Source organism: Sorangium sp. So ce1014 (assembly GCF_051521505.1).
Lineage (GTDB): Bacteria > Myxococcota_A > Polyangia > Polyangiales > Polyangiaceae > Sorangium.
Window position 1 is genome coordinate 7,062,505 of the sequence record NZ_CP150356.1, and the last position, 25,404, is coordinate 7,087,908.

The 25,404-nt window shown below is 70.1% G+C and carries 20 protein-coding genes; 11 read left to right on the forward strand and 9 right to left on the reverse strand.

The annotated features are described in order from the left end of the window. Nucleotides 1–14 precede the first annotated feature (14 nt). From WME75_RS26605 to WME75_RS26625, 5 genes are all read right to left on the reverse strand, one after another. Complete coding sequence (locus tag WME75_RS26605) at nt 15–692, reverse strand: DotU family type IV/VI secretion system protein (RefSeq protein WP_437476501.1); 678 nt, start codon at nt 690–692, stop codon at nt 15–17. A gap of 34 nt (nt 693–726) precedes the next feature. Further along, entirely contained in the window at nt 727–2,088 is a 1,362-nt protein-coding gene (tssK, locus tag WME75_RS26610) for a type VI secretion system baseplate subunit TssK (protein ID WP_437476504.1), read from the reverse strand. Nucleotides 2,089–2,248: 160 nt separating this feature from the next. Further along, nucleotides 2,249–3,037 (reverse strand): type VI secretion system lipoprotein TssJ, encoded by a 789-nt coding sequence (gene tssJ / locus WME75_RS26615; protein ID WP_437476507.1) that lies wholly within the window; start codon nt 3,035–3,037, stop codon nt 2,249–2,251. A gap of 404 nt (nt 3,038–3,441) precedes the next feature. Further along, a complete protein-coding gene (gene tssH / locus WME75_RS26620; RefSeq protein ID WP_437476510.1) occupies nt 3,442–6,141 on the reverse strand; it encodes a type VI secretion system ATPase TssH in 2,700 nt (899 codons plus the stop codon). 37 nt (nt 6,142–6,178) lie between these two features. Further along, complete coding sequence (locus WME75_RS26625) at nt 6,179–8,044, reverse strand: transglycosylase SLT domain-containing protein (protein ID WP_437476513.1); 1,866 nt, start codon at nt 8,042–8,044, stop codon at nt 6,179–6,181. 195 nt (nt 8,045–8,239) lie between these two features. Between WME75_RS26625 and WME75_RS26630 the strand changes: the two genes are divergently transcribed. Together WME75_RS26630 and WME75_RS26635 are read left to right on the forward strand one after the other, a co-directional pair. Then, nucleotides 8,240–9,532 carry a type VI secretion system-associated FHA domain protein gene (locus tag WME75_RS26630; protein ID WP_437476515.1) on the forward strand — a complete coding sequence of 431 codons (1,293 nt, stop codon included), beginning with the start codon at nt 8,240–8,242 and terminating at the stop codon, nt 9,530–9,532. A 90-nt stretch (nt 9,533–9,622) separates the two neighbouring features. Beyond that, on the forward strand, nt 9,623–10,315 hold the full coding sequence (locus WME75_RS26635; protein WP_437476518.1) for a hypothetical protein: 693 nt from the start codon (nt 9,623–9,625) through the stop codon (nt 10,313–10,315). A gap of 104 nt (nt 10,316–10,419) precedes the next feature. Here the strand turns inward: WME75_RS26635 and WME75_RS26640 are convergent, their stop codons facing one another. Next, entirely contained in the window at nt 10,420–11,337 is a 918-nt protein-coding gene (locus WME75_RS26640; RefSeq protein ID WP_437476520.1) for a hypothetical protein, read from the reverse strand. A 539-nt stretch (nt 11,338–11,876) separates the two neighbouring features. Between WME75_RS26640 and WME75_RS26645 the strand changes: the two genes are divergently transcribed. The 5 genes from WME75_RS26645 to tssG all read left to right on the forward strand — a co-directional run bounded on the left by WME75_RS26645 (nt 11,877) and on the right by tssG (nt 16,424). Next, nucleotides 11,877–12,386: an Hcp family type VI secretion system effector gene (locus WME75_RS26645; protein ID WP_437476523.1), complete on the forward strand. Its 510-nt coding sequence runs from the start codon at nt 11,877–11,879 to the stop codon at nt 12,384–12,386. Nucleotides 12,387–12,529: 143 nt separating this feature from the next. Then, nucleotides 12,530–13,015, forward strand: a complete 486-nt coding sequence (gene tssD, locus WME75_RS26650; RefSeq protein ID WP_437476525.1) for a type VI secretion system tube protein TssD — start codon at nt 12,530–12,532, stop codon at nt 13,013–13,015. Between the two features lie 47 nt (nt 13,016–13,062). Then, complete coding sequence (gene tssE / locus WME75_RS26655) at nt 13,063–13,485, forward strand: type VI secretion system baseplate subunit TssE (RefSeq protein ID WP_437476527.1); 423 nt, start codon at nt 13,063–13,065, stop codon at nt 13,483–13,485. 72 nt (nt 13,486–13,557) lie between these two features. Beyond that, nucleotides 13,558–15,327 carry a type VI secretion system baseplate subunit TssF gene (gene tssF / locus WME75_RS26660; protein ID WP_437476530.1) on the forward strand — a complete coding sequence of 590 codons (1,770 nt, stop codon included), beginning with the start codon at nt 13,558–13,560 and terminating at the stop codon, nt 15,325–15,327. Next, on the forward strand, nt 15,291–16,424 hold the full coding sequence (gene tssG, locus WME75_RS26665) for a type VI secretion system baseplate subunit TssG (protein ID WP_437476533.1): 1,134 nt from the start codon (nt 15,291–15,293) through the stop codon (nt 16,422–16,424). The genes tssF and tssG overlap by 37 nt, the downstream gene beginning before the upstream one ends. Nucleotides 16,425–16,515: 91 nt before the next feature. Here tssG and WME75_RS26670 read toward each other — a convergent pair whose 3' ends face one another. Then, the gene (locus WME75_RS26670) at nt 16,516–17,223 is read right to left on the reverse strand and encodes a hypothetical protein (RefSeq protein WP_437476534.1); all 708 of its coding nucleotides are present in this window, start codon (nt 17,221–17,223) and stop codon (nt 16,516–16,518) included. Between the two features lie 228 nt (nt 17,224–17,451). Here WME75_RS26670 and WME75_RS26675 point away from each other — a divergent pair, with 228 nt between their 5' ends. Next, a complete protein-coding gene (locus WME75_RS26675; protein ID WP_437476535.1) occupies nt 17,452–18,078 on the forward strand; it encodes a hypothetical protein in 627 nt (208 codons plus the stop codon). Nucleotides 18,079–18,182: 104 nt separating this feature from the next. Next, nucleotides 18,183–19,298: a hypothetical protein gene (locus tag WME75_RS26680; RefSeq protein WP_437476538.1), complete on the forward strand. Its 1,116-nt coding sequence runs from the start codon at nt 18,183–18,185 to the stop codon at nt 19,296–19,298. Between the two features lie 47 nt (nt 19,299–19,345). On the opposite strand, the gene WME75_RS26685 is transcribed toward WME75_RS26680, so the two are convergent. Then, nucleotides 19,346–20,359 (reverse strand): FHA domain-containing protein, encoded by a 1,014-nt coding sequence (locus WME75_RS26685; protein ID WP_437476541.1) that lies wholly within the window; start codon nt 20,357–20,359, stop codon nt 19,346–19,348. Between the two features lie 283 nt (nt 20,360–20,642). Further along, the gene (gene lon / locus WME75_RS26690; protein ID WP_437476544.1) at nt 20,643–23,096 is read right to left on the reverse strand and encodes an endopeptidase La; all 2,454 of its coding nucleotides are present in this window, start codon (nt 23,094–23,096) and stop codon (nt 20,643–20,645) included. A 442-nt stretch (nt 23,097–23,538) separates the two neighbouring features. Between lon and WME75_RS26695 the strand changes: the two genes are divergently transcribed. After that, nucleotides 23,539–24,354 (forward strand): formylglycine-generating enzyme family protein, encoded by an 816-nt coding sequence (locus WME75_RS26695; protein ID WP_437476546.1) that lies wholly within the window; start codon nt 23,539–23,541, stop codon nt 24,352–24,354. Nucleotides 24,355–24,454: 100 nt separating this feature from the next. Further along, on the forward strand, nt 24,455–25,390 hold the full coding sequence (gene fmt / locus WME75_RS26700) for a methionyl-tRNA formyltransferase (RefSeq protein ID WP_437476549.1): 936 nt from the start codon (nt 24,455–24,457) through the stop codon (nt 25,388–25,390). Nucleotides 25,391–25,404 lie beyond the last annotated feature (14 nt).

The following is a 25,404-nucleotide window of genomic DNA, read 5'->3' on the forward strand; positions in this document are numbered from 1 at the left end:
ACGGGCGGAGCCGCCTAGGTCCCTGTACTGATCAGCTTCTTGATCTGGTCGGCCACGCCCTCCGCGTCCGAGGCCACGACGAGCCGGAGCACGATGACCACGAGGACGGCCAGCACGAGCAGGCCGAGCGCGATCGCCAGAAAGGGCAGCTCGCGGCGCACCGCGCCGGCGCCCCCGTCCTTGCGCTCCGCGTTCGGCGCGAGGACGTCCCCGCCCCCCTCGGCGACGGCGACGTAGTTGCCCACCCCCTCGATGACCGCGCCGAGGCCCTCCTGCTGCCGGATACGGTATTTCCCCTGGAAGCCGAGGGCCAAGCACAGGAAGTAGATTTGCGCGACGTGGTTTCTGCCGCGCTGGCCGTAGAGGTTGTCGAGGTTCGTGAAGAACCCGTCGCCGGCCGTGTTCAGCTGGAAGAACTGGAACTGCAGCGGGTTCTGGAGCCACTGCGTCCTGCCGGGCCAGTTCGAGTTGAAGATCACCTCGTCGGCGAAGGCCGCGAGCGCGAACTTCGCGTCGATCATGTCCTGCTCGGGGATGCGGGCCTCTCGCCCGTTCTGCATCATCGTGTCGAACAGGCCGAGGACGCGCCGCTGGAGGATGTCCGGCGCCGGCAGGTCGCGCGAGTTCCTGAGCTGCAGGATCAGCGACAGCACGTCGGAGCAAACAAAGTACATCGTCTGCGAGAGGCTCATGGGCTCCTCACCCCGAAGGGACGGCCTGGCACGGTCACTTCGCCGCCGGGACCGCGATCAACCGGAGGTCGATCTTCTGCGGTTCGATCGGCTGGTAGATGGCGATCGTGCCAGAGCCGAGGATGTCGTTCCAGTAATCGCCGGTCTGATTGACGCGGAGGTAGACGAGCCCCGGCCTGATCGGGATGGCGCCCGGCGGCCGGTACTCGATGGCGACGGCCACGCCGGGCGTCGCGGAGCCCAAGATGTGCCCGATCTGCGTCCACGAGCCGATCTTGAGCAGGCGCGGGAGCCGCTCGCGCAGCGTGCCCTCGTCCGCCCCCTTCGCCTCGAGGAACATCTCGTGGTTGCGCGGCAGCTTCGGGTCCTCGAACCTGCCGAGGTACATGCCGTCCTCGCGCTTCTCCAGCGGCACGATGACGAACTGATCCGTGGCGAGCCCGCTGATGAGCGTGACCGCCCGGTCGAACATCGGGTCGAAGACGCCCTCCAGCTCGAGGTAGTTGAACTTCGGGAGCGTCGTCGGGTCGCTGTCCGCCGCCGAGAAGGTGCAGAGCTCGCCGATGAGCGAGCCGAGGACGACGAAGCACTGCTCCGGGTGCGCGCGGCCGTGATCGACGAGGTGCGACACGACCGGGATGTACGAGTTCACGGTGTGGAGCAGCCAGAACTTCGTGAGGTCGGAGGCCTGGAAGTCGACCGAGGCCGCGGTGCGCATGCGCCGCCCCTCGACGAGCGACTTCTGCTTGCCGACCAGGGCCGAGAGCACCCGCCGGAGGCCCGACATCATGTGGTCGGACGTGTTGATGCGGAGGACCGACGGGATGAAGCTCTTCCGGAGGACGATGGCGCCGGAGCGGTCGCGGACGAGCTGCGCGACGCGCACGGTCTGGTAGGCGTCGCGCGGCTCGGTGCCGAAGATGAGCCGCAGGTTGGTGCGCGCCCAGGTGACCGACGTGTCGTTGCGCCCGGAGTTCACGTCCGGCACCGTCGTCTGGGCCGCCACGAAGCGCTGGGCCGGCCCCGCCTTCGTAGGGTCGAGGCTGATGTTCGCGGCGGTCTCGCGCAGGTTCGGGATACCGAGGTAGACGTCGAGCGCCTCCAGCGCGGCCGGGAAGGCGCCCTCGAGCGGCCGCGCCTCGACCTGATCCTCGCCGCGATCGCCGATGAAGAACGGCGTCCCGTCGGGGAAGATGCCGTGGCATTTGACCACCTTGAACTGCCCGGAGGAGAGCGCGCGCTCATCGAACTGCGCGGCCGAGATGCCCCAGTCGTAGCCCACGACCGCGTGGAGGCGCGCGTGGAGCAGCGTCTCGTGGTACTGGTCCGACTGCTGCAGATGCTGAGGGGTCATGAAGAGCCCCTCGGTCCAGACAGGCTTACGCGGGTGGATCATGTCGCCCGTCCACTTCTATCAGATGTGCTGCGCAGCGCGGCGCGAAAGCTGGACGCGCGCGGCGTCGAGGCCCCGCGCGCGGGTCCAGCTTTCGCGCCGCGCGCTTGTCCTGCGACCGCGCGAGCACAGCATCGAGGACGATCGGGGCGCGCCATGGCCGCTACTTCCCCCGAGCGGCTGGCGCCTCCGGCGCGGCCACCTTCTTCGGCAGGCTGAGCCGGCGGACGGCGCTCGCGTTGGGGAACATCGATTCGTCGAACTCGACCCCGTTGTCGATCTTTGTCGAGTCGATGAAGAACGCGACCCGCGGGTCGGCCACGGGCGGCCCCGCGTCGGTCTCGCGCCCGCCGCACTGGGCCTCTCCGGGCGGGAGCGGGAACTCGTAGAACGTCTTCCAGCTGCTGCCCTTCGGGCTGTGGAACAGGGCGGCGCCGACGAGGTGGCTCGCGTCCGGCAGGCGCTCGAACTTCACCTCGACGAGGTCGTTCGGGAAGACCTCGACCTCGTCGACCTTGGCGAGGTCGTCCTCGAGCGTCTCCTTGTCCCGGAGCAGGATCTGATCGTACGTCGCGTTCTCCATGCGCGCGCTGCTCTTCAGCTGGTAGAGCCGCACGACGACGGGCCTCGGGTTCCCGTTCTCGTTGGGGTTGATGTTGTCGGACGCGTAGATCGACAGCGTCACGATCTGCACGTCGCACGGCTCGGGGGCCGCCGGCGGCGGCGCGGCGGACGTGCAGCCCGAGACCGCGGCCGGCAGGGCGACGCCGAGCGACGCGGCGAGCAAGGCCGCGGCGGCGCCGGCGGCGACGCGGCCCGCGCGCGGTCTGGCGGGAGACGGCGGCGTGCGGCGGGATCCGGCCGGGCACGCCGTCCGCTCCCGTGATGGGTGGGGCAAGCGCGGATCCCCGGCCGCCGCCGAAGCCAGGAGGAGCGTTTCGAGCGCGACCATGCCTCAGGGTTGTATGCGGAGTCGCGGCGGCCGTGCAACTTTCGGAGCAACCGTGGCGGATTGCGGTGCTGTCAGGGCACGGGGACCGGAGGCTTCAGGGCCGGCGCCGCGCCCGAGGCCGCGCACGCCGTCTACCCACCCTGCCGTCTGCTCCCCGGGACGGCGCGCGCTTGGGCGGAGTCGTCTCGCGCATGCAGCAACCCGAAAAGGGTGCGCAGGAGGCCGCCGAGGCTTGCGCAGGAGGCCGCCGAGGCTTGCGCAGGCGACGTTCGAACGCAACGCAGGACACCAACATGGGCGCGCAGGAGGGGCGCAGGAGCTGCGCCTCTGGGGTTCACAAACTCTCTCTCTCGCGGCCTTTCGAGGCACCTCCCGAGCTGGCGGCGATCCGCGGCGCGCGTCGTTCAGTCCGAGAACGAGACCGTGAAGTTCTTCTCGGCGTCGACCCCGATCTGGACCCGCTTGGGGAGCGCCCCCTCCGCCATCTTCTCCAGCACGGCGACCGAGAGCTGCGGCAGGAGCGACGCCCGGAGGATGTGATCGATGTTGCGCGCCCCCGTGTCGACCTCGGTGCAGCGCGCCGCGATCGTCTCGACGAGCGCGTTCGAGTACGACGCCTCGATCCGCTGGCTCTTGCGCAGGCGGTCGACGAGCGCGTCGAGCTTGAGCCGCGTGATCTCGCCGAGCGCGTCGGGCGAGATCGGCAGGTACGGCACCGTCGTCATGCGGGCGAGCAGCGCCGGCTTGAAGTGCGCGGAGAGCGTCGGCTTGATGGCCTCGACGATCTCCTTGATGAACCCGCCGTCCGCGTCGAGCTGCCGCGCCGGGTCCTCCTCGCGCGCCGCGATCGTCATGTTCGTGATCTTGTCGGTCGCGAGGTTGCTCGTCAGGATGATGACCGTGTTCTTGAAGTCGACGAGCCGCCCCTCGCCGTCGCTGAGCATGCCCTTGTCGAACACCTGGTAGAACAGGTTCAGCACGTCGGGATCGGCCTTCTCGACCTCGTCGAGGAGCACGACCGTGTAGGGCCGCTGGCGCACGGCCTCGGTGAGCATGCCGCCCTCGCCGTAGCCGACGTAGCCGGGGGGCGAGCCGATGAGCCGGGAGACGGTGTGCTTCTCCTGGAACTCGGACATGTTGATGACCGTCATCATCCGCTCGCCGCCGAACATGAGGTCGGCGATCCCGAGCGCGGTCTCCGTCTTGCCGACGCCGCTCGGCCCGACGAGCAGGAACACGCCTTGCGGCGTGCTCAGCGGCTTCAGGCCCGCCCGCGCGCTCCGGAGCTCCTTGGAGATGGTCACGATGCCGTTCGTCTGCCCCTTGATCCGCCGGGTCAGCCGGCCCTCCATCTCGAGGAGCGCCTTCACGTCGTCCTGGACCATCTTGCCGACGGGGATGCCCGTCCACGCCGCCACGACGCTCGCGACCATGGCCTCGTCGACGTCCGGCCGGATCAGCGGCACCTCGCCCTGGCTCTGCTTGAGCTCGTCGAGGGCCTTCACCACCTCGCGGCGCGCGGCGTCCCGCTCCTCGCTCGTCTTCGCCTCGTCCATCTTCTTGCGGGCGTCGATGACCCGCTGCGTGCCGGCCGTCTCCTTCGCGTAGGCGGCGCGCACCGTCTCGAGCTCGGTCTTCGCCTTGGCGAGCCTGTCCTTGAGCTGGGCGACCCGCTCGCCGTCGATGTGCACGCCCTTGTCCCGGTCGCGCTCGAGCGCCGCGAGCTCGGTCTCGGTGTTCACGATGAGGATCTCGGCGTCCTCGACCGCGGCGGGGCGCTGCTGCAGCGCGACCTTCACCCGGGCCGAGCAGGTGTCGAGCAGGTCGACCGCCTTGTCCGGCAGCTGCCGGCCGGTCAGGTAGCGCGCCGAGAGCCGCACGGCGGCGGTCACCGCCTCGTCCTGGATGACGACGTTGTGGGCCTGCTCGAACTTCGGCCGGAGCCCGCGGAGCATCACGACGGCCGCCGGCTCGCTCGGCTCGTCGACCTTGACGGGCTGGAAGCGCCGCTCCAGCGCCGCGTCCTTCTCGATGTACTTCTTGTATTCGCTCCACGTCGTGGCCGCGATCGTCCGGAGCTCGCCGCGGGCGAGCGCCGGCTTGAGCAGGTTGGCCGCGTCGCCGCCGCCCTGCTGGCCGCCCGCGCCGATCAGCGTGTGCGCCTCGTCGATGAAGAGGATGATCGGCTTCGACGACCCCTTCACCTCGGCGATCACCTGCTTCATCCGGTTCTCGAACTCGCCCTTCACGCCGGCGCCTGCCTGGAGCAGCCCCATGTCGAGCCCGAGGATGTCGACCCCTTGCAGGAGCGGCGGGACCTTCGGGTTCTCCGGCGTGCTCTCGACGATGAGCAGCGCGAGCCCCTCGACGAGCGCCGTCTTCCCGACGCCCGCGTCGCCGACGATGATCGGGTTATTCTTGCGCCGCCGCGCGAGGATATCGATCACCTGCCGGATCTCCCGCTCGCGGCCGAAGATCGGATCGATCTGCCCCGCGCGCGCCTTCCCCGTGTAGTCGATGCAGAACTTCGCCAGGGCCGAGTCGGCTCCGGCGCTCGCCATCCCTGCCGGCAGCTTCCCCGCCCCGGGCGCGCCCGCGGACGCCGCGGCGGCCTCGGCCTCTTCCTTCGAGCCGGAGACGATCTTGGAGAGGTTGGTCTTGAGATCGTCTTTGGAGATGCCCTCGAGGTAAGCGCCGATGCCGCTCACCGAGTACCGGGTCGGCTGCTGGACGAGGCGCTGGAAGAGCACGCCGCTCCGCACCCGCTGGTAGCCGTACTCCATGGATCCGACGAGATAGGCGTCCTGCATCCACTCGAGCATCGTCGGCGAGAGCACGGGCCTCCCGGCGTTGCCCTTCCTTAGCTCTTCCAGGCTGCGCTGGAGCGCGGCGCGGAGGTGCGACGGGTCGAGATCATAGTGGGATACGAGAAACGCGATGTCGGAGTTCGCGTCATCGAGCAGCGCGAGGAGCAGGTGCTCGAGCGTGACCTCGTAGTGGCGCGCGTTGACACACTGGCCAATCGCCGCCTCGAGGGCTGAAGTGCAGTTCTTTGTGAGTCGCTTGACGATGGCCTTGGTGTCGACGAGCTGCATGCGAGGCATGCTAACCGAGGCGCGCCCTCGTCCGAAAGCGCCGTCGTCAGCCTCGCCCCTTGGGCTTCTTCTCCGCGGCCTCGGGGGCGCGGCCCTCGGCTCCGCCGGCCTCTCCGCGCTCCCGCGCGAGCGGCTTGGCCCCGCCGCGGGCGGCCTCTCCGCGCGGCGCCGCGCCACGCGACGCCGGCGCCGCGGCGTCCTGGGCCTTGTCGTCCTTTGCGTGCGCGACGAGCGCCTCGCTCGAGGCGATGCGGTCCACCATGTCGGGCCGTATCCGCAGCTTCAACAGGGCGCCGACGCGGAGCTTCTGGTCCGGATCAATCCTGTTATCGCGCGCGACGTCCTCGACGTCTATGACGAACTGCCGCGCCACGCCGATCAGCGTATCGCCGGGCCCGACGCGGTAGAGCATCACCTCACGCGCGGGCCTCGCCGCCAGGCCGCGCGGGGCCTGCGATCGCCGCGGGGCGTACTCCGCGTCGTCGTCGGACGGGCGCTCCGCGTCGACGTCGAGCGAGGCCACGGGGTCGCGCATCGAGCGCCGCTTGCTGGTCCCGGGTCGGTCGTCGTCGTCGACCGTGTCCACCGCCCGCTTCCGCTTGGGCTTCGGGAGGAGCGAGAGCAGGCTCTCGTCCTCGCTGCCCCCCCGCCGCGGCCTGAAGTCGCGTCCGCCGAGCAGGTCGACCGGATCGAGGACCGACGCGTCTTCGGGGGCGAGCTGCTCCGCGGAGAGCATCGCGGGCAGGGCCGCCTGCGCCCGCGCGAGCGTATCCGGCGGGAGCATCACGATGAAGTCCCCCCGCCCCGGCGGCACGCGGTCCCCCAGGATGTCGGGGTTCAGCGTCCGGAGCGTCGACGTCGCGACGCCCGCCGCCTTCGCCAGCGTCTTGAGCGGCGTCCCCGGGGGCGCCGCGATCTCGGCGGCGTCGACCGGCCGGTTCACCTCGACCTGATCGAACCCGAACCGCTCCAGGTTGTTCGCCACGATCGCCGCCGCCCCGATCTTCGGCACGTAGGCGGCCGTCTCCGAGGGGATCGCCTCCTGGCGTGCCAGCTCGTTGAAGTCGGACGTACCGTAGCGATCGATGCGGTCGAGCAGCTGCTCATAGCCCATGTTGTAGGCCGCGAGCGCGAGATCCCAGCTGCCGAAGCGCATGTACAGATCGCGCAGGTGGTGGGCCGCGGCCTGCGTGGCGAGGCGCGGGTTCTTCCGCTGGTCGAGGTGCCGCGTCTTCTGGAGCCCGTAGACCTCCCCGGTGGCGGGCATGAACTGCCAGAGCCCGACGGCGCCCGCCGGCGATTTCGCCCTCGGGTCGAAGCCGCTCTCGATCATGGAGACCCAGATGAGATCTTCCGGCAGCCGCCTGTCCCTGAGCTCGGCCTGGATCATCTCCTGGTACCGCCCGCTCCGCTTCAGCCACGTCTCGAACATGTGCCGCCCGCGGTCGGTGCGCGTGAAGAAGCGGACGTACTTGAGGGTGCGGCGCGACACGGCGAGCCGGAGGTCCGGCAGCTGCAGCTTCGAGAGCGCCTCGGCGCCGGCCGAGTCGAGGTCGTCCACGTCGTCGGCGGTGCGGCCCTCGGCGGAGAACGTGCGCGGCGGCTGCGAGAAGCTCGGCCGATCCAGCTCGCAGGCGGCGCCCTCCCGCGCCTCGCGCCCGGCGACGTCGCGCAGCCGGAGGAGCTCCCGCGACTCGCCCCCCGGCGGCAGCGCCGGCGCGGCGAGCCCGCGCGCCGGCGGCGCGTACGGCCCCGGCGCGGCGGCCATCGGCACCGCGGCCAGGGCCGTGACCGGCGCCGCGGTGTGCGCTCCGCCCAGCTGGTAGGTCGACACCGCCGAATGGACCGACGAGATCGCCGCCTGGGGCGCCGCCATCCCGACCCCGTAGCCGAACGCCAGGGCCGAGACCATGGGAGGGATCTTATGGACGAGGCTCATGTGTGGTTTAAGGTCGCACCATGTAGGCAAACAGGTCAAGAAAGCGACCGGCCTGCTGGAGCCGTGCGCTGCGGGCTCTCGGGGTGGACCTCGCATCGAGGGGCCGCCTGGTGCGGATGGGGCGTCAGGCACTCCCGTGCGGCGGAGAGGGTCTGCTAGTCTGCCTCCATGCCGGCGGCGCTCTCGGCCCGCGTGTCCGACACCCAGGCCAACCAAACTTTCGACGTTTCGTTCGAGCGCTTTCCTGTCCGGATCGGCAGGAACCAGCTGAACGACCTTCACATCGACCGGCCGTACATCTCCCAGTTCCATGCGGCTGTGGACGTCCGCGATCGCCGGATCCTCGTCCGGGATCTCGGCTCGACCAACGGGACGATGTTCGCCGGGCACCGGCTGGCGCGCGACACCTCGGTGGACGTGAGCGGCCAGCCGGAGATCACGATCGGCCCGATCCAGATCCGGCTCGCGATCATCGAGGCGCCGCTGAAGTCGGAGAGCCCGAACGACGGCACGCTGCTCGGCACGGGCGGCGAGAACCTCTCCGCGCTGCTCAGCCCGCAGAAGCGCGCCGCTCACGGCGGCGAGGACCCGTACCTGCGTCAGGTGGTCCCGTACCTGGAGGCGTACCGGACCGCGTGGGCTGCGGTCTACCGGATGATCTGGGATCACCTCGCGCGCCTCCCGCCCGACGCGCGCCAGAGCTACCTGCGCCGGCTGGGCGAGGAGCACCCGAGCGTCCTTGCGGAGCGGGACTTCCAGAAGATCTCCCAGTACTACGGCGTCGACTACCGCACGCTCGGCGAGCTGGCGCCGGCGAACGCGGCGTTCGCGGCGCTCTCCGAGCTGGCGGGGGCCCTCGCGCCCGGCACGAAGCCGCCGGACGACGTGGCGGGCATCGTCAACTTCGCGCGGCGGCTCCGCGACACGATGGACGTCTTCCTGAAGTGCTTCGTGAGCTTGCGCGACGGCTACCAGGAGTTCGAGGCCGAGGTGCTGGCCCGCGATCGCTCTGCGGAGACGGACAAGGTCGCGAACGCGCAGGACGCGAAGGAGCTCGGCACCGTCCTGCTCACGCCGGTCGGGGGTCCGGACGCCGCGCGGCACCTCCACGATATCTTCGTCGACGTCATGAGCCACCAGATCGCGCTCCTGAACGGCGTGATGGGGGGCGTGAGGTCGCTGCTCGTGAAGCTCGCGCCGAAGACGCTCGAGGAGAAGCTCGAGCGCGATGGCAAGAAAGGCGGGCTGTTCTCCAGCAAGTACGAGGAGCTCTGGAAGCTCTACGAGCGCCGCCACGGCGACTATTCGGGGGAGGACAAGGAGACGTTTCGGGAAATATTTGGCGAGCAGTTCTCTCGGGCGTACGCTGCGACCGCCGCAGAGGACGATGGGTCATCCGGCGAATCGGGAGGCAGGAGCATCGTCCGCTTCCCCGTCTCTGGGAATCCGAACAAACGGTAGCGCCCCTCGACGGCTGGGCTTCGCGCGGTGCGCCGCGCATCGGGCTCGCCGATCTCCGCCGGTGGCGCGGCCGAACGCGAGGCGCGGTTCATGCGAATCAGGGAGAAAGTCGTAGCAGCAGGTTGTCTGGCGGTCGCCGCGTGCCTCCTCGCCCCGGGCGAGGCGGCTGCGCAGACGAAGGTCGAACGCGATAAGGGCTGGGCCACGGTCTCGGACGTGAGCCTCGTGCTGGGCTCCTCGGTCGTCTTCCTGATGCCGCGCGTTTATTACAGCGATCCCGAGTCCACGGTCGGCTGGAAGGGGCGCTGGCATTTCTCGGTCCTGGCGCCCGCCATGACGATGACCGCGCTGACGCTGCTCGTGGACCTGCCGATCAAGGACGCGATCGAGTCGACCCGCCCCGGTTGCGAGGTCGAGGCGACGAAGACGGCCCTGGCCGACTCGGGCTGCGAGTCCTTCGGCGGCCCGTCGACGCACGCGTTCGCCTCGTGGGGGGCGACGGGCGCGGGCACCGGCATCTTCGTTGTCGACACGTTCCGTTACTCGTCAGGCCGCTTCAATGCCGGCGGTTTCATCGGCCATGTCGCCCTCCCCCTGACGGCCTCGGTCGTGACCACGATCGCCCGCGGCGTCGCCACGGACGGCACGCGGCCGCACGAGAACGCCGGTCAGATCGCGATCGGCGGCGTCACCGGCTTCCTGAGCGGCCTCGCCGTCGGCACCGCGTACGCGATGTTCCAGCCCCCGAACTGCGGCTACGGCAACGCGCTGTTCTGCTGGTAGCCGCTGCGCTCGCCGGCGAGCGTCCCTCGCCGGCGGGCCTCCGCCCGCCCCCCCGGGCGCTCCCCCTCCCCCCTCCGGCCCCCTGGCCGCCGCTCCCGTTCTAGCTAGTCCTGTCCGACGACGCGCTCCCAGAGCGGATCATTCGACGAGAAGATCGTATCCCGCTCCACCCGGAGGAAGCGCTGGAATTCGACACGGCGGAGCTCGCGGTCGCTGTCGCGGTTGCTGTCGTCGTACTTCACGATCTTCACGCGCACCTGCTCGAGCAGCTGGATGCCGTTCGGCTTGTAGGAGACGTCTGTGCGCAGCACGTAGCGCGCGTAGAGCCCCCGCTCCGTGACGGAGGGAACCACCGCGGTCCGCTCCAGGTCGACGGAGGCCGCCTCGATGAGCCGCCCCCGCCGCGCCAGGTAGAAGTGGGCCCGTTGCCGGCAGTCGTCGGGATCCGGGCAGCTCTTCGTCTCGGCGACGACGAGGTTGTCGTTGCCGAGGCGTACCGGGGACAGCTTGGTCCCCTTCGCGGGCGCGCGGAAGCTGCCGACGCCGTAGACGTCCGCCCGGTCGCCCGATGCGCGCACGAGCGCGACGAGGCCGCCCTCGTCGCCGTTCTCGAACGTGAGAGCGCGCACCCAGATGGCGCGCAGCCCTTCCGGCCCGGAGCGGACCTCGACCGCGTCCGGGTCGAGCTTGCGTGGCCAGCCGGACTTGGAGATGCCGCCGCGCAGCGTCTCGTTGGCGAATACGTAGTGGCCGGTGCAGTCGACGTCGGTCGGCCCGAGCCCGCGCTCCTCGCTGTAGCCGGGGACGACGACCCCCAGCCACTGGTCGGGATCGAGGGTTCGGACGGCCGCCTTGTCGCCAGCCGCGCGCCGCGCGGGCGGGAGCTGGGTCGTGCATACCGGAATCGGGTTCTGCTTGCGTGTCTGCAGCTCGCCGTGCGGCTGCTCGGGGTACGATCCGCAGCCCGCGAGGGTGGCGGCGAGCCCCAGGCCGACGACGTAGCCGAAACGAACGATGCTCACGCGTCCTTCGTACCATGCAAGGCCTCGCCGAGGCGAGTTCGCGACCTAACGCCCTGGCCGGCCCCGTTGGCCGGCCAGCACGTTGGCCGGCCAGCACGTTGGCCGGCCAGGCCACCTTGTCTCCATGTCGGCGGTCTTGCTCACGCCGGGATCGAGTCGCCGGGCCGCGCGTCGTCACGTCGCCCACAACCTCCGCAACGCGCATGACACCCCTGCGCCGCCTTATCGAAGCGATGGCCGATGGCCGATGGCCCAGCGACGGAATATTGCGTACCTCAGGAACTGAGGTGCCGAACCGGAAGACGGACCAGAAGCGGGATCAGAAAGCGCGCGCTGCCCTGGGACACAAAAGTCTTGACGCTCCCATATAGGGAGTTACCTTCTGGGCTCCCTGCGATGAACAGGGCTAGAGATAAGATGAGAGTCTTATCTCTAGGCATCTAGACTCCTACTCCCGACGGGACGAACCGTCTGCCAGCGCGCAATGGGGCGTAGACTGAGCCCAGGCGGCGAGACCTCGAAGGAAGAGGCATTTGATCATGGCGTTGCAAGCTCATCTCAAGTTGAAGGGTGTTACTCAGGGCCCCATCGACGGCTCGGTCACCCAGAAGGGTCGCGAGAAGACCATCGCTATCATCGCGGTGCAGCACACGGTCGTGAGCCCGCGTGACTCGGCGACCGGGATGCCCAGCGGGAAGCGCCAGCACAAGCCCTTCGTGATCACGAAGGAGCTCGACAAGGCAACCCCCCTTATTTACAACGCCCTGGTCAACAACGAGAGCATCTCGGAGTGGGAGCTCAAGTTCTACACGCCCGGCACCGCGGCGTCGAAGAACGTCGGCAAGGAGCAGAACCACTACACCGTCAAGCTCACGAACGCGACGGTCGCCAGCGTCGACTTCCACATGGAGAACACCCGCCGCCCCGACGCCCGGGAGATCCCCGAGTACGAGAAGGTCTCCTTCACGTACCAGAAGATCGAGTGGTCGTACGACGACGGCGACGGCGCCCGCCAGGCGGACGACGACTGGGAGTCGCCGAACCAGTAGCCCCTAGCTCCTAGCTTCGGGTCTCGTCGCGCCGGGCGGCCTTCGGGTCGCCCGGTCGCGTTTGTCGTCCTGGAGTTGAGCTGGCCGGGAAGTCGCTCGAATTCAGGCATGGCGATACCGCGTCCCAGGATCAGAATGTTGGCATGCCCCTCAACGCCTACCTCAGACTCGTCGGCGAAAGACAGGGGGAAGTCAGGGGCTCCGTCACCCAGAAGGGGCGAGAAGGTAGCATTCTGGTCACAGAGGTATTCCACTCGCTGGTGGGACCGCGCGACCCGGTGACCGGGCGCCCGACCGGCAAGCGGATGCACAAGCCCTTCATCGTCACGAAGGACCTCGATCGCTCGACCCCGCTCCTCCTCAGCATGCTCAGCCACAACGAGGGCATCCCCCGCTGGGAGCTCCAGTTCTACCGGTCGGCGGCGATCGGCGTCGAGAAGCCGGTCTTCACGGTCCAGCTCACGAACGCGAACATCTCGAGCATCCAGTTCCACATGCTCAACGTGAGGAACCCGTCGCAAGCGCGCGTGCCCGAGCAGGAGGAGGTCGCGTTCACGTACCAGAAGGTCCTCTGGATCTGGAACGACGGGGGCATCTCGGCGGCGGACGACTGGCTCGCCCCACGCTGAAACACCGGGCTTCCGCTCGAGGCGCGAGCTGAGCTACGATCCGCCCCGTGGCCGGCGCCTCGCTCCTCACCCGAATCATGCACGCGGCCGACCCGCACTCGACGGAGCGGCGCACCTACCGGGATCACGACCTCGAGTCGGCCATCCTGACGCACCTCGGGCACATGCTGAACACCCGCCAGGGCAGCTCGCTGACCTGCCCGGACTACGGCCTCATGGAGGTGTCCGAGGTGCTGCACGAGTTCCCCGAGGCGATCGGCCTGGTGCAGCGCTCGCTCAAGAACTGCATCCAGGCCTACGAGCCGCGGCTGAAGAACGTCCAGGTCCGGCACCTGCGCAGCGACGCGGTGCTGCAGTCGATGATCCTCGAGTTCGAGGTCACCGCGCAGATCCAGTTCCCCGACGGCCGGCGCCAGGCGCTCCGGCTCGGCGCTGCGGTCGACCAGAGCGGCAACGTCCGGATGACGTAGCTTCTGTCCCGCGGCCGGGCTCACGGCGGTTGACACGCTTCGGCCCAGGCGGTCGACTGGCGGTGCGAGAGGATGTTCAACAAGTACTACCAGGACGAGCTCACCTACCTGCGGGATCTGGGGCGGGAGTTCGCCGCCGCCTACCCCGGGATCGCGCCCATGCTCGCCGAGCGCGGCGGCGATCCCGACGTCGAGCGCCTGCTCGAGGGCGTCGCCTTCCTGACCGGCAAGATCCGCCAGAAGCTCGACGACGAGCTCCCCGAGGTGATCCACTCGGTCGCGTCGCTGCTTTTTCCGCACTACCTCCGTCAGATCCCGGCCACCTCGATCATCGAGTTCACGCCGCTCCCGAACGTCGTGCGCGAGAAGCTCGTCGTGGCCCGGCACGCGGAGGTCGGGTCGGTGCCGGTCGACGGCGTCTCGTGCCGGTTCCGCACGACCCAGGACGTCGAGCTCGTCCCGCTCGCGGTGGAGGACGTGCGCGTCGACACGGGCGCGCAGCTCGCGCAGACGCTCCGCATCGAGCTCCGTCTCACCGGCGGGGCCGCGCTCTCGGGCCTGTCGCTCTCCTCGCTCCGCTTCTACATCCACGGCGAGCGCAGGCTCCAGGACGACCTCCGCCTCTGGGTCGGCGCGCACGTCGATACCGTCGCGCTCGCCGCGGTGGACGCCGCCGGTCGCGACACGACGATCGCGTCGCTCCCGGCGCGCGCCGTGCGGCTCACCGGCTTCACCGATGAGGAGGCGCTGATCCCGTACCCGAAGACGGTCTACCCGGGCTTCCGGCTCCTGCAGGAGTTCTTCACGCTCCCGCAGAAATTCGCGTTCTTCGAGGTGACCGGCCTCCAGGCGCTCTCGGCGGAGCGGATCTCCGACAGGTTCGCGATCCTGCTGCAGTTCAAGGACGGGCTCCCGCCGGGGACCCGGGTCGGCAGGGAGAACCTCCGGCTGTTCTGCTCGCCGGTCGTGAACCTGTTCGAGCACACGAGCGATCCGATCAAGCCCGAGGCCACAAAGCACGAGTACCTCTGCCGCCCGGCGGGCGCGACGCCCGCGGCCTTCGAGATCCACAGCATCGACAAGGTCGTCGGGATCGCCAGGCGCACGAGCCAGCGCGTCGAGATCCCCTCGTTCTTCAGCTTCCAGCACGAGCTCGATCCGGAGGCCGCCGCGCGGACGATCTTCTACCAGGCGCACCTCCGCCCGGCCGCGATCGGCGACGGGATCGACATGTACCTCTCGTTCGGCTCCCCGCAGGACGCGGGGGCGCTCCCCGAGTTCGACGTGATCAGCATCGAGGCGACGAGCACGAACCGCCGCCTGCCGGCGCAGCTGAAGCTCGGCGATCTGCGCGTGCCCACGGCGACCTCCCCCGCGGTCGCGAGCTTCACCAACCTCACCGGCGTCACCGCGCCGCTCCCGCCGCCGATCGGGCGCGAGCTGCAGTGGCGCGTGCTGGCCCACATGGCGATGAGCTACCGCTCGATCACCGAGCTCGAGGTGCTCCGAGCGACCGTCGATCTCTACAATTTCCAGGCGATCGTCGACCGCCAGGCCGCGCGCGCGAGCCAGCTCCGCCTGGCCGCGATCAAGTCGATCCGGGTGCGGCCGACCGACCGGCTGTACCGAGGCGCGCCGGTGCGCGGCGTCGCGGTCGACATCGAGCTCGACGAGGGCGGCTTCGTCGGCGAGGGGGAGATGTACCTGTTCGCGAGCATCCTGAACGAGATCCTCGGGTCCTACGTCTCGTTGAACTCGTTCACGCAGCTGACGGTCACCGGCACGAACACACGCGTGGTGCACAAATGGGACCCGAAGAGCGGCAGCCTGACGCTGATCTGAGGGCAGCTGCGCCGAGGGGTGCCGCGACCGCCGACCCCGTCGCGCTGACGACGCTACGGGGCTTCGCGGAGGCCGCGCCGCGCTTCTCGTACTACCGCCTCGTCTACCTGCTCGAGCGGCTCTTCCCCGCCGCGCCGCCGGTGGGCCAGCTCGGGCCCGTGCAGGACGAGCGCATCCGGCTGCGCGGCGACCCGTCCCTCATCTTCGCGTCGAGCGACGTGAGCGAGCTCGCGGTGGTCAAGTCACCGGACGCGGTCCAGCGGGCGCGCGTCTCGACCACGTTCCTCGGCCTGTACGGCTCGGTGTCGCCGCTGCCGGCGTACTTCATCGAGCAGATCGCGCTGGCCGACTACCAGGGCGGGCCGCAGCCGATCCGCGAGCTCCTCGACGTCTTCCACCACCGGCTCCTGTCGCTGCTCTACCGCGCGTGGACCAAGTACCGGCTGCCCGTCACGTACCGCAAGCAGGGCGCCGATCCGTTCTCGCGCCGGATGCTCTGCGCGGTCGGGCTCGACGGGTTCCGTGACTACCAGACCCCGCTCGATCGCTTCTTCTTCCTCCGCTACGCGCCGATCCTCGCCTCGAAGTCGCGCTCGGCGCGGAACCTCGAGACGGTGCTGTCCGAGATGCTCGGGCGCATCGACGTGCGGATCGAGCAGTTCGTCGGCCACTGGACGAAGATCGAGAAGCCGTTCAGGAACAAGCTCGGCGTGATGAACCATCAGCTCGGCGAGAGCCTGACCCTGGGGCGCTACGTGTTCGACGGCTCCGGCCGCTACAAGGTCGTGCTCGGCCCGGTCGGCTACGACGAGTACCTCTCGTTCTTGCCTGGCGGTCGGCGTCAGGAGCTCGTCCGCGGCATCATCGAGACGTTCACGCCGGGCATCCACGACGTGATGCTCGAGATCCACGTGGACACGGAGGAGGCGCCCCGGTTCCAGCTCGGCTCACCGCGCGCCGCGACGCTCAAGCGCACCGCGTGGATCGGAGGATCTGCGGCGGAGCGGCTCGTGATCACGATCCCCCTTGACGACAAGCACCTCGCCGGCGGCGACGATGAGGACGATGAGGATCGGGGCGAGCCCCCGCCGATGTGAGCGAGGCGGGCGGCGCCGCGGCGGACCTTCGGGATCGAGGCGGGTGGCTGCGGCCCTGGCGCGGCGGGCGCCGGGCGGGCGCGCCGGGCGCTCAGTACACCGTGAGGCTCTGCAGCGCGGCCGTGATCTCGTCGGCGTTCGCGTCGATGTTCTCGTGGTGCACGATCTGCACGAGCAGGACGCGGCGGGGGCTCCGGACGAGGATCTCGTGGGCGAAGGCCTCGGAGACGGGCTTCGAGGGGATCTTCGCCTTGACGAGGTAGCTGCGCCCCTGCGTGTTCGCGGTCGCCACGGGCGCGCGGCCGGAGAGGATCTCCGCGCCCTGCTCGTCGAGGTCGGCCTCGTAGCGCTTGAGCACGTCGGGCCACGGGTCCTCGGGGCTGTCGATGCGCTCGTAGATCGAGAACAGGAACTGGCGCGGCGACTGGTACGTGATGAAGCGGCGCTCGGGCGTGTAGTCGGCGCCGCCGACGTTCCAGTCCATCGGGCGGCTGATGCGGACGTCGCCGTTCATGAGGCCCACGCCGATCCGGCGCGGCACCCGCTCGGTGGCCGGGGCGTCGAGCGGCGGAAAGTGCACCTCGAAGCTCGAGTCCTTGCTCAGCAGCCCGCTGGCGCCGTGGAGGTAGAAGACGTCGTCCTGCCGGGGGGCGGTGGGCGACCCGCCGCAGCCGGCGAGCAGCGCGATCGCGGCCGCGGCGGCGCAGGCCGCTCCGGCGCGCCCAGCTGCGGCCGCGGGCGGACGCCGGGCGCGGAGGGCGGGGACGTGCGCGAGCATCGGCATTCCGAGGTGCCTCATCGGGCCAACTCTAGGCCAGCGAGGGCGCCCCAGCCAAATGTTCGCAGAGGAGTTTGCCCTCGGGGCGTCCGGCATTGAATGATTGCCCGGCCCGGGCAGCGCTGCGCCCGCCGATCGAGGCGGTGCCCCAGGTGCCGCGAGAGAGCCATGTCGAACGAAAGCAAACCGAGTCGCAAGGGCGCGCCCGCCGGAGCACCGGCGTCGAGCGCGCCGAGCCCCCCCTGCAGCATGAGCCCCGACCGCGGGCGTCCAGCGCCGAGCCGCCGCAGGCCCCGACGCCCCGCGCTCGCGGCGGCCTTCGCGCTTGCGCTGGGGGCCCCGGCGTGCAGCGGCATCGACGCCGGCGTGGAGTACCCGAACGACCTGCCCGAGGTCGATCGCTACCTCTTGACGCCCGAGAACGGCCCCGAGCCGCCGCTCGCGCTGGGCGAGTTCAAGGTCGGCCCCGAGACGTGCAAGGGCGTCGACACGCACCCGGTCACGCAGAAGCTCGCGCCCGATGACCTCAGCCGCTTCCTGTCGGCGCAGGGCGCCGGGAGCATCGCCCCGAAGCAGGCGAGGTCGAACCTGTACTGGTTCGATTTCCCCGCGAGCGACAGGTCGTTCGTCCGGCTGCGGCTCGCGGTGCTCGAGGACGCGAAGCACGCGACGCAGGATCTCCACGACGCGGTGCTGCAGCACGGGCCGGGCTGGTGGGGCGTCCGTCGCTCGAACCTCGCCGTGCTCGCGCCGAAGGCCAGCCTGCGGGAGGCGATGGCGTTCGCCATCAAGTACAAGCTCGTCTGCTGGGGGGTGTTCACGTACGCGGCCAACGACGACGCGTACGTGGTCCCCGGGCCCTACACCGAGCTGTGAGCCGAGCCGGCCGCGCGCGGGGCGCCGGAGCGCGCCACCCGCGCGCGGCCGGTCGACCTCTGCGAAGCTGGCCCACGTGCGGGGAGACCGCGTAGACTGCGCCCATGCGCCGTTACGTCTTGCTCGCCGCCGCCGTCGCTCCGATCCTCGCCGTGACCGCAGCCGTCTCTGTGCCCGGCTGCGGCGAGGAGTTCGAGAACATCTGCGCGTTCCTCAAGGATCCGAACAGCTGCTACGCGACGTTCTACAGCGAGGTCACCGACCGGTGTGGTGTTCTGGGCGCCGGGAATGGGCCGAAAGGCAGCTTCGCTACCCGTGAAACCCTCGATGTGTGCTTCCTCGTGGAAGGCGGGCAGGTCGTCTTCGACCCGCCGCTCGACATCGCAGCGTTCCCCCCGACAAGCGTCTCGTTCAAGCGCATCGACGCCCAGGCGCAGGAGTGCGGCTCGTTCACGTACGCGGGAGAATTCACCTACTCGGTGACGATCAATCCGTGCGGTGAGTCCGAGAACGCCGGGGGTGCCGGCGGCACGCTCCCGCAGTGCGATGATGTCAGCGGTGACGGCGGCAGCGGCGGTGCCGACGGCAGCGGCGGTGCCGCCGATGGGGTCGTCAGCGTGCGCGGTGGGACGGTCGCCATCACGACACCCGAGGGCCGAGAGATCCTCGATGTGAGCTGCGCAGACGGGCCGTCGCACCACTTCAACCGGCTCGACGCCGAACAGAAGTGCGGCGACTACCAGCAATTGCTGCCGAGGGCTGTGATCGAGTCGAACCCTGGCACTCAGCCTCCCCCGAAGGCTGACCTGACGAACGTGGTGGAGGCCGAGAAATACGCTGGACTCATCAGCTTTCGTGTCCACTATCCGCCGATTGAGCCACCAACCGACAAAGAGGGTATCATAACGAATACCCCCTCTGCAGTGGTCGAATACTTCAATTGCGTTATCCCGCCCGCTGCGCCGCTTTGCTCCAACGGCCAGAAGGACGGCCCGGAAACAGACATCGACTGCGGCGGCACGCTCTGCGGCAAGCCCTGCGGGGATGGGCTGGCCTGTGTTTCGGATAGCGACTGCACGTCCGGAAAATGTGCTGTCGATGTCGCAAGCGGCTTCAAAAAATGCAAAGCGGCGGATGGCGGCGCGGGAGGTGCGGGCGGCGCTGGAGGTGCCGGAGGCGCGGGCGGTGCAGAGAGCGCGGGCGGCGCAGGCGGACAGTAAGCTCCGTCGGACCGGGACCTGTTACGCAGCGTCCCGCCCGCCTGAGCTCACGCCACCAGCACCTTCACCACGAACGTCGTGCTCCCGAGCCGCAGCCGGTCGTTGTCGCGCAGCTGCCGGCGCTCGCCCTGCCCGAGGCGCTGCTCGTTGACGAAGGAGCCGTTGCGCGAGCCGTCGTCCTCGATGAAGACCTGGCCCGTCGTCGGGTCCGCATGGACCGACGCGTGCCGCGACGAGGCGCTCGCGTCGGCGAGCCCGATCTCCGTCGCCGGATCCGCCCCGGCGCGCCCCACCTGAGTGCGGCCGCTGTAGATCGGCCAGAAGCTGCCCCCAGGGTCGTTCTGGAACGTCACGATGAAGCCCACGAGCACGCGCGACGGCTGCGCCGCGACCGGCTGCACCACGCCCGGTACCGCGCCCTGAACGATCGGCGGCGCGACGATCGCCGGCGCCCTGCCCTGCGCCGCCGCAGGCACCCCGCCCTGCATGAGCGGCGGCGGCGCGACCCCTCCGCCCTGCTGCACCATCGGCGGCGGCGCGACCCCTCCGCCCTGCACCATCGGCGGCGGCGCGACCGGCCCCGGCGTCCCCGCCGGTACGACCATCGGCGGCGGCGCGACCCTCTGCGGAGGCGCGCCGAACATGGGCGACGGCGATCCGGCCTGCTGCCCCATCGCGCCGCCCATGGCAGCGCCGGGCACCATGCCCTGGATAGGCGACCCGAGCGGCGGCTGGGCGGGCGTGACGCCCGGCGCGTTCATCGGAGGAGACGCAGGTTGCGACGTGAGCCCCGCCGACGGTGCCGCACGCGCCCAGGGAGAGACAGGGAAGGCAGCGTCCGCGCCGCTGGAGAAGGGGACGCCGCCCCCCGGCGACGCAGACGCCGGGTGACCGCCGCCCATCCCGACCTGAGGAGGAGGAGGATAGGCACCCTGCCCGCCGCCCATCGCGCCGTACCCCGGGGATACCGGCGGCGCCGCGCCGCCATAGCCGGAGACGACCGGCTGCCCCGGATAGCCCGGGGGGCCGGGCGGAGCATAAGCGCCAGCCCCCCCCTGCATCGGCGGCGGCGCAACCGCGGAGGCTGAAGGCGCTGCGCCGGCCACACTCGCACCGCACATCGTGCAGACAGCGTCGGTCTCCTTGAGCATCCACGCGCAGTTCGGACACGGCCTCATGCGGTGACGAGGCTACCGATTCGCTTGACTTCCGTCGAGACGAAAGGCCGACACGACGGAAGCGAGGCGGCCCGCCGCAGCGCGACCCTCATGACGAAAAAAGCGCCGCGCGTTCAAGCCGCGCGGCGCCCTGGAGACACAGATCGCTCAGCGATCGATCCGTGGATCAGTTGCTGGCGATCGAGCTCTTGTCCGACTTCTCGAGCTCCTTCTTCTCACCGTCCTTCGACTCCTCGGTCACGGGCGCGGGCTCGGGCAGCCGCTCGAGCGCGGCCTCCAGGACCTGCTCCATCCGGCTGACGAAGAAGAACTGCAGCTCGTCCACGACCTCCTTCGGGACCTCCTCGAGATCCGCCCGGTTGCGCTCGGGGACGATGATGCGCTTGATGCCGGCGCGGTGCGCCGCCAGCACCTTCTCCTTCAGGCCGCCGATCGGGAGCACCCGACCGCGGAGCGTGATCTCGCCCGTCATCGCGACGTCGTGGCGGACCTTGATCCCGGTGAGGAGCGAGACGAGCGCGGTGAACATCGTCACGCCCGCGCTCGGCCCGTCCTTGGGCATCGCGCCGGCGGGGATGTGGATGTGCAGGTCGCTCTTCTCCAGGAAGTCCTTCGCGATGCTGTACATCGACGCGTTGCTGCGCACGAAGGACAGCGCCGCCTGCGCGGACTCCTTCATCACGTCGCCGAGCTGGCCGGTCAGCTGGAGCTTGCCCGTGCCGTACATCCGCGTCGCCTCGATGAAGAGGATCTCGCCGCCGACGCTCGTCCACGCGAGGCCCGTGGCGACGCCGCTCTCGGCGGTGCGCTCGGCGACCTCGCTCGTGTACTTCGCCGCGCCGAGGAACTCGTGCAGGTCGTCCTCGTTGTCGACGCGCCGCTTCTGCGTGTCGCCCTCCGCGACCTTCACCGCCACGCCGCGGATGACGCCCGCGATCTGCCGCTCGAGCGAGCGGACGCCGGCCTCACGCGTGTAGTGATCGATGATCTCCTCCAGCGCCTTGTCGGTGACCTCGAGCTGCTCGGTCGTGAGCCCGTGCTCGGACAGCTGCTTCGGGAGCAGGTGCTGCCGCGCGATCGCGAGCTTCTCCTTCCGCGTGTAGCCGGGGATCTCCAGGATCTCCATGCGGTCGCGGAGGGGCGGCGGGATCGGATCGGCCACGTTCGCGGTCGCGACGAACATCACGTGCGACAGGTCGTACGGGATCTCCAGGTAGTGATCCGCGAACGTGTTGTTCTGCTCCGGGTCGAGCACCTCGAGCAGCGCCGCCGAGGGGTCGCCCCGGAAGTCGTGCCCGATCTTGTCGACCTCATCCATCATGAAGACCGGGTTGATCATCCCCGACTTCTTCATGCCCTGGATGATCTGGCCAGGGAGCGCGCCGACGTAGGTCCGCCGGTGGCCGCGGATCGCCGCCTCGTCGTGCACGCCGCCGAGCGAGACGCGGTGGAACTTGCGGCCGAGGGCGCGCGCGATGCTCCTGCCGAGCGACGTCTTGCCGACGCCGGGCGGCCCGAGCAGGCAGAGGATCGGGCCCTTCTTGTCCTGCTTCAGCTTCCGGACCGCGAGGTACTCGAGGATGCGCTTCTTGACCTTCTCCAGGCCGTAGTGATCCTCGTCGAGCACCTTGCGGACGCTCCCGATGTCGAGGTTGTCCTGCGTCGACTGCGTCCAGGGCACGTCGAGGATCCAGTCGAGGTACGTCCGCACCACGGTGTACTCGGCCGACCCGACCTGCATCGTCCGCAGCCGCTTCAGCTGCTTCTTCGCGACGGTCTCCGCCTCGGTCGGCAGGTTCGCCTTCGCGATGCGATCCTCGAGCCCGTCGAGGTCGCCCTGATCGCCGTCGTCCTCGCCGAGCTCCTCCTTGATGGCCTTGAGCTGCTGGCGGAGCACGTACTCGCGCTGGTTCTTGCCCATCTCCTCCTTGATCTGGGAGTTGATGCGCTCGCGCATCTTCAGGATCTCCAGCTGCCGCGTGAGCAGCCGGAGCACCTTGCGGATGCGCTCCTTGACGTCGATCGTCTCGATGAGCTGCGCCTTCTCCTCGACCGGCGCGTCGAGGTTCGCCGCGACGAGATCGGCGAGCGCACCGGGCGCCTGGATCGAGTCGATGAGCGAGCCCGCCTCGCGCGGGAGCTCGGGCATCAGCTGGATGACCTGCTTGGCGATGTCGCGCAGGCTCATCGCGAGCGCCTCCGCCTCGACGTCCTCCGTCACCGGCTCGTCCATGCGGCGGATCTTGGCGCGCAGGTACGGCGCGTGGGCCGTGACGGTGTCGAGCCGGATCCTCGTGAGGCCCTGCAGGATCAGCGAGTAGTTGCCGGAGCTGTGCTTGAGCGCCTTCAGCACGCGCGCGGCGCAGCCCACCGGGTACAGGTCCTCGGCGCCGGGATCGTCGGTCGACGGATCGCGCTGGGCAAAGATCGCGATGACCGGGCCGGGGAGGTTGTCGACATCCTCGACCAGCGCGACCGACTTCTCGCGGCCAACATCGAAGGGCGCAACGGCGCCCGGGAACAGGACCGCATTGCGGATCGGCAGGACCGGCAGCTCGTCGCCGAAGACGACCTCTTCGTCGGAGCGCGGCGGCATCGGCGGGTTCTTTTTCTCGGACATGGCGATCTCCTCTAGGCACCCGACCGGGGGAGGTAAACCCCTTGATCAACCTGCGGCCGGTCCGCGCGGTCGACGCGTGCCCCGGTCATCCTGGCTTGCATCCAGACGGATGCGGATGGTGCGACGCGGAACCCTGCTGGCAGCTCTGTTGGAAGACAGCCCGCGAGGCTACTGGAGCTCACCATAGACACGGCGCATGCCGCGTGCCACAGCCCTGGTCATTTTTTTGAATGAGGTTACTCTGCGGGTCAGCTCCGACCCGCAGCGCTCGCTCGTTGGGCGACATGGCGGCGCGGCGCAGCGTCCCCGCGGCGGAGGAGAGGCACAGCATCGCCTCGCCCTCGCGCCGCCGAGAGTCGCGCCGCCTCCGGCCTCGCCGCGCGGTGCGGGCCTGGCCGCGGCGGCGACCGGCACGGAGCGACACCGGAGCCCTCGCTGAACGATGATCGATCCCCTGCTCGGCCTCGGCGCCCTCGCGCTCGCGATGCTCAGCCTGCCAGCGGCGCCGTCCCTCGATCCAGGGCCCAGCCCGGCGTGCCCGGCGGACATGCGGCTCGTCACCGGCACCCACCATGACGACGTCCAGCACGTCTGCGTCGAGCCGGTCAAGACCGGCAAGGCCACCCACTGCTTCGCGTACTGGGAGGGCATCACCGCGGAGGAGGGGCCGACCACCGAGATCTCGGCGTGCATGGACCAGTTCGAGGCGCCGAACCAGCGGGGGGCGAAGCCGCTCGTCATGCAGTCGTTCGAGATGGCGACCGCGTGGTGCGCGGCGCGCGGCAAGCGGGTGTGCGCCGAGCAGGAGTGGGAGCTCGCGTGCGAGGGCCCCGAGCGGCGCCCCCTCGTCTACGGCTGGCGCGTGGACAGGACGGTCTGCAACAGCGGCAAGGCGTGGCGGCCGGTCGACGAGCGGAAGCTCGGCGCCTCCGGCGAGGTGGCGCGGCGCGAGGTGGAGCGGCTCTGGCAAGGCGCCCCGAGCGGCTCGTACCCCGGGTGCGCTTCGTCCTTCGGCGTCTTCGACATGATGGGCAACGTCGAGGAGTGGGTCGCCTCGCGCCGCGGCCGCCGGTGGTCGGGCGCGCTCATGGGCGGCTTCTGGGCCAAGCCCTGGACAGGCTGCCGCGGGACGAACGACGCGCACGATCCGAAGTTCGTGTTCTACGAGACCGGCTTCCGCTGCTGCGCCGATCCGCGCGACGCGGCGGCGCGCGCGGGGTCGGACGAGCGCAGCGGGCCGCCGGCGCCTCCGCCCTGAGCCCGCCGCGGGCCGCGGGCCGCAGCAAAGCTCGCGGGACCGAAGAAGGAAGGAAGAAGAAGGCGCCGTGCCGGGGCGCAGCTCCTGCTAGAGCTAGCGCGTGCGCGCGCTCTTCTTCGGTACCCCCGCCATCGCCGTGCCCTCGCTCGAGGCGCTCGCGTCGATCGCGGACGTCGTCGGCGTCGTCTGCCAGCCGGACCGGCCAGCCGGCCGCGGGCTCGAGCTGAAGGCGCCGCCGGTGAAGGTGAAGGCGAGCGAGCTCGGTCTGCCGGTCGTGCAGCCCGAGAAGATCCGCACGCCCGAGTTCGCCGCGTGGGTGAAGGACGCCGCCGCGGACGTCGCGCTCGTGATCGCCTACGGGCGCATCCTGCCGAAGGCGGTGCTCGATGCGCCGCGGCGCGGCTGCATGAACCTGCACGCGTCGATCCTGCCGCGCTACCGCGGCGCGGCGCCGATCACCTGGGCGATCGCCGGTGGCGAGGCCGAGACGGGCATCTCGCTGATGCAGATGGACGAGGGCATGGACACCGGGCCGATCTTCACGATCCACCGGACGCCGATCGGCCCCGCCACGACCGCCGACGAGCTCGCGATCGAGCTCGGGGCGCTCGCGGCGCGCGTCGTGCGCGAGGACCTCCGCCGCGCGGTGGGCGGCGAGCTCGAGGCGACGCCGCAGGACCACGCGGCGGCGACGCACGCGCCGCTCCTGAAGAAGGAGGATGGGCGCGTCCGGTGGGATCGGAGCGCCCGGCAGATCCACGACCACATCCGGGGGATGACCTCGTGGCCGGGCGCCTTCACGACCCTCGAGGGCAAGACGCTCAAGGTGCTCGCTGCGCGCGTGGAGAGCGAGACCGACAGCGGCGGGGCGCCGCCGGGCACCGTGGTGATGGCGGGCCGCAGCGTCGTGATCGTCGCCTGCGGCGAGGGCGCGATCCAGATCCTGCGGGCGCAGGCCGAGGGGCGGAAGCCGCTCGCGGCGGCGGATCTCGTCGCCGGGCGGACGCTGCAGACCGGGATGGTGCTCGGCCGCTGAGCGGCGCGCGGCCC

Coding starts and splice junctions, on each gene's coding strand:
- WME75_RS26605 (WP_437476501.1), bottom strand. CDS start 692: ATGAGCCTCTCGCAGACGATGTACTTTGTTTGCTCCGACGTGCTGTCG.
- tssK (WP_437476504.1), bottom strand. CDS start 2,088: ATGATCCACCCGCGTAAGCCTGTCTGGACCGAGGGGCTCTTCATGACC.
- tssJ (WP_437476507.1), bottom strand. CDS start 3,037: ATGGTCGCGCTCGAAACGCTCCTCCTGGCTTCGGCGGCGGCCGGGGAT.
- tssH (WP_437476510.1), bottom strand. CDS start 6,141: ATGCCTCGCATGCAGCTCGTCGACACCAAGGCCATCGTCAAGCGACTC.
- WME75_RS26625 (WP_437476513.1), bottom strand. CDS start 8,044: ATGGTCTCGGCCCTGGCGTTCGGCTACGGGGTCGGGATGGCGGCGCCC.
- WME75_RS26630 (WP_437476515.1), top strand. CDS start 8,240: ATGCCGGCGGCGCTCTCGGCCCGCGTGTCCGACACCCAGGCCAACCAA.
- WME75_RS26635 (WP_437476518.1), top strand. CDS start 9,623: ATGCGAATCAGGGAGAAAGTCGTAGCAGCAGGTTGTCTGGCGGTCGCC.
- WME75_RS26645 (WP_437476523.1), top strand. CDS start 11,877: ATGGCGTTGCAAGCTCATCTCAAGTTGAAGGGTGTTACTCAGGGCCCC.
- tssD (WP_437476525.1), top strand. CDS start 12,530: ATGCCCCTCAACGCCTACCTCAGACTCGTCGGCGAAAGACAGGGGGAA.
- tssF (WP_437476530.1), top strand. CDS start 13,558: ATGTTCAACAAGTACTACCAGGACGAGCTCACCTACCTGCGGGATCTG.
- tssG (WP_437476533.1), top strand. CDS start 15,291: ATGGGACCCGAAGAGCGGCAGCCTGACGCTGATCTGAGGGCAGCTGCG.
- WME75_RS26670 (WP_437476534.1), bottom strand. CDS start 17,223: ATGAGGCACCTCGGAATGCCGATGCTCGCGCACGTCCCCGCCCTCCGC.
- WME75_RS26675 (WP_437476535.1), top strand. CDS start 17,452: ATGAGCCCCGACCGCGGGCGTCCAGCGCCGAGCCGCCGCAGGCCCCGA.
- WME75_RS26680 (WP_437476538.1), top strand. CDS start 18,183: ATGCGCCGTTACGTCTTGCTCGCCGCCGCCGTCGCTCCGATCCTCGCC.
- WME75_RS26685 (WP_437476541.1), bottom strand. CDS start 20,359: ATGCAGGGGGGGGCTGGCGCTTATGCTCCGCCCGGCCCCCCGGGCTAT.
- lon (WP_437476544.1), bottom strand. CDS start 23,096: ATGTCCGAGAAAAAGAACCCGCCGATGCCGCCGCGCTCCGACGAAGAG.
- WME75_RS26695 (WP_437476546.1), top strand. CDS start 23,539: ATGATCGATCCCCTGCTCGGCCTCGGCGCCCTCGCGCTCGCGATGCTC.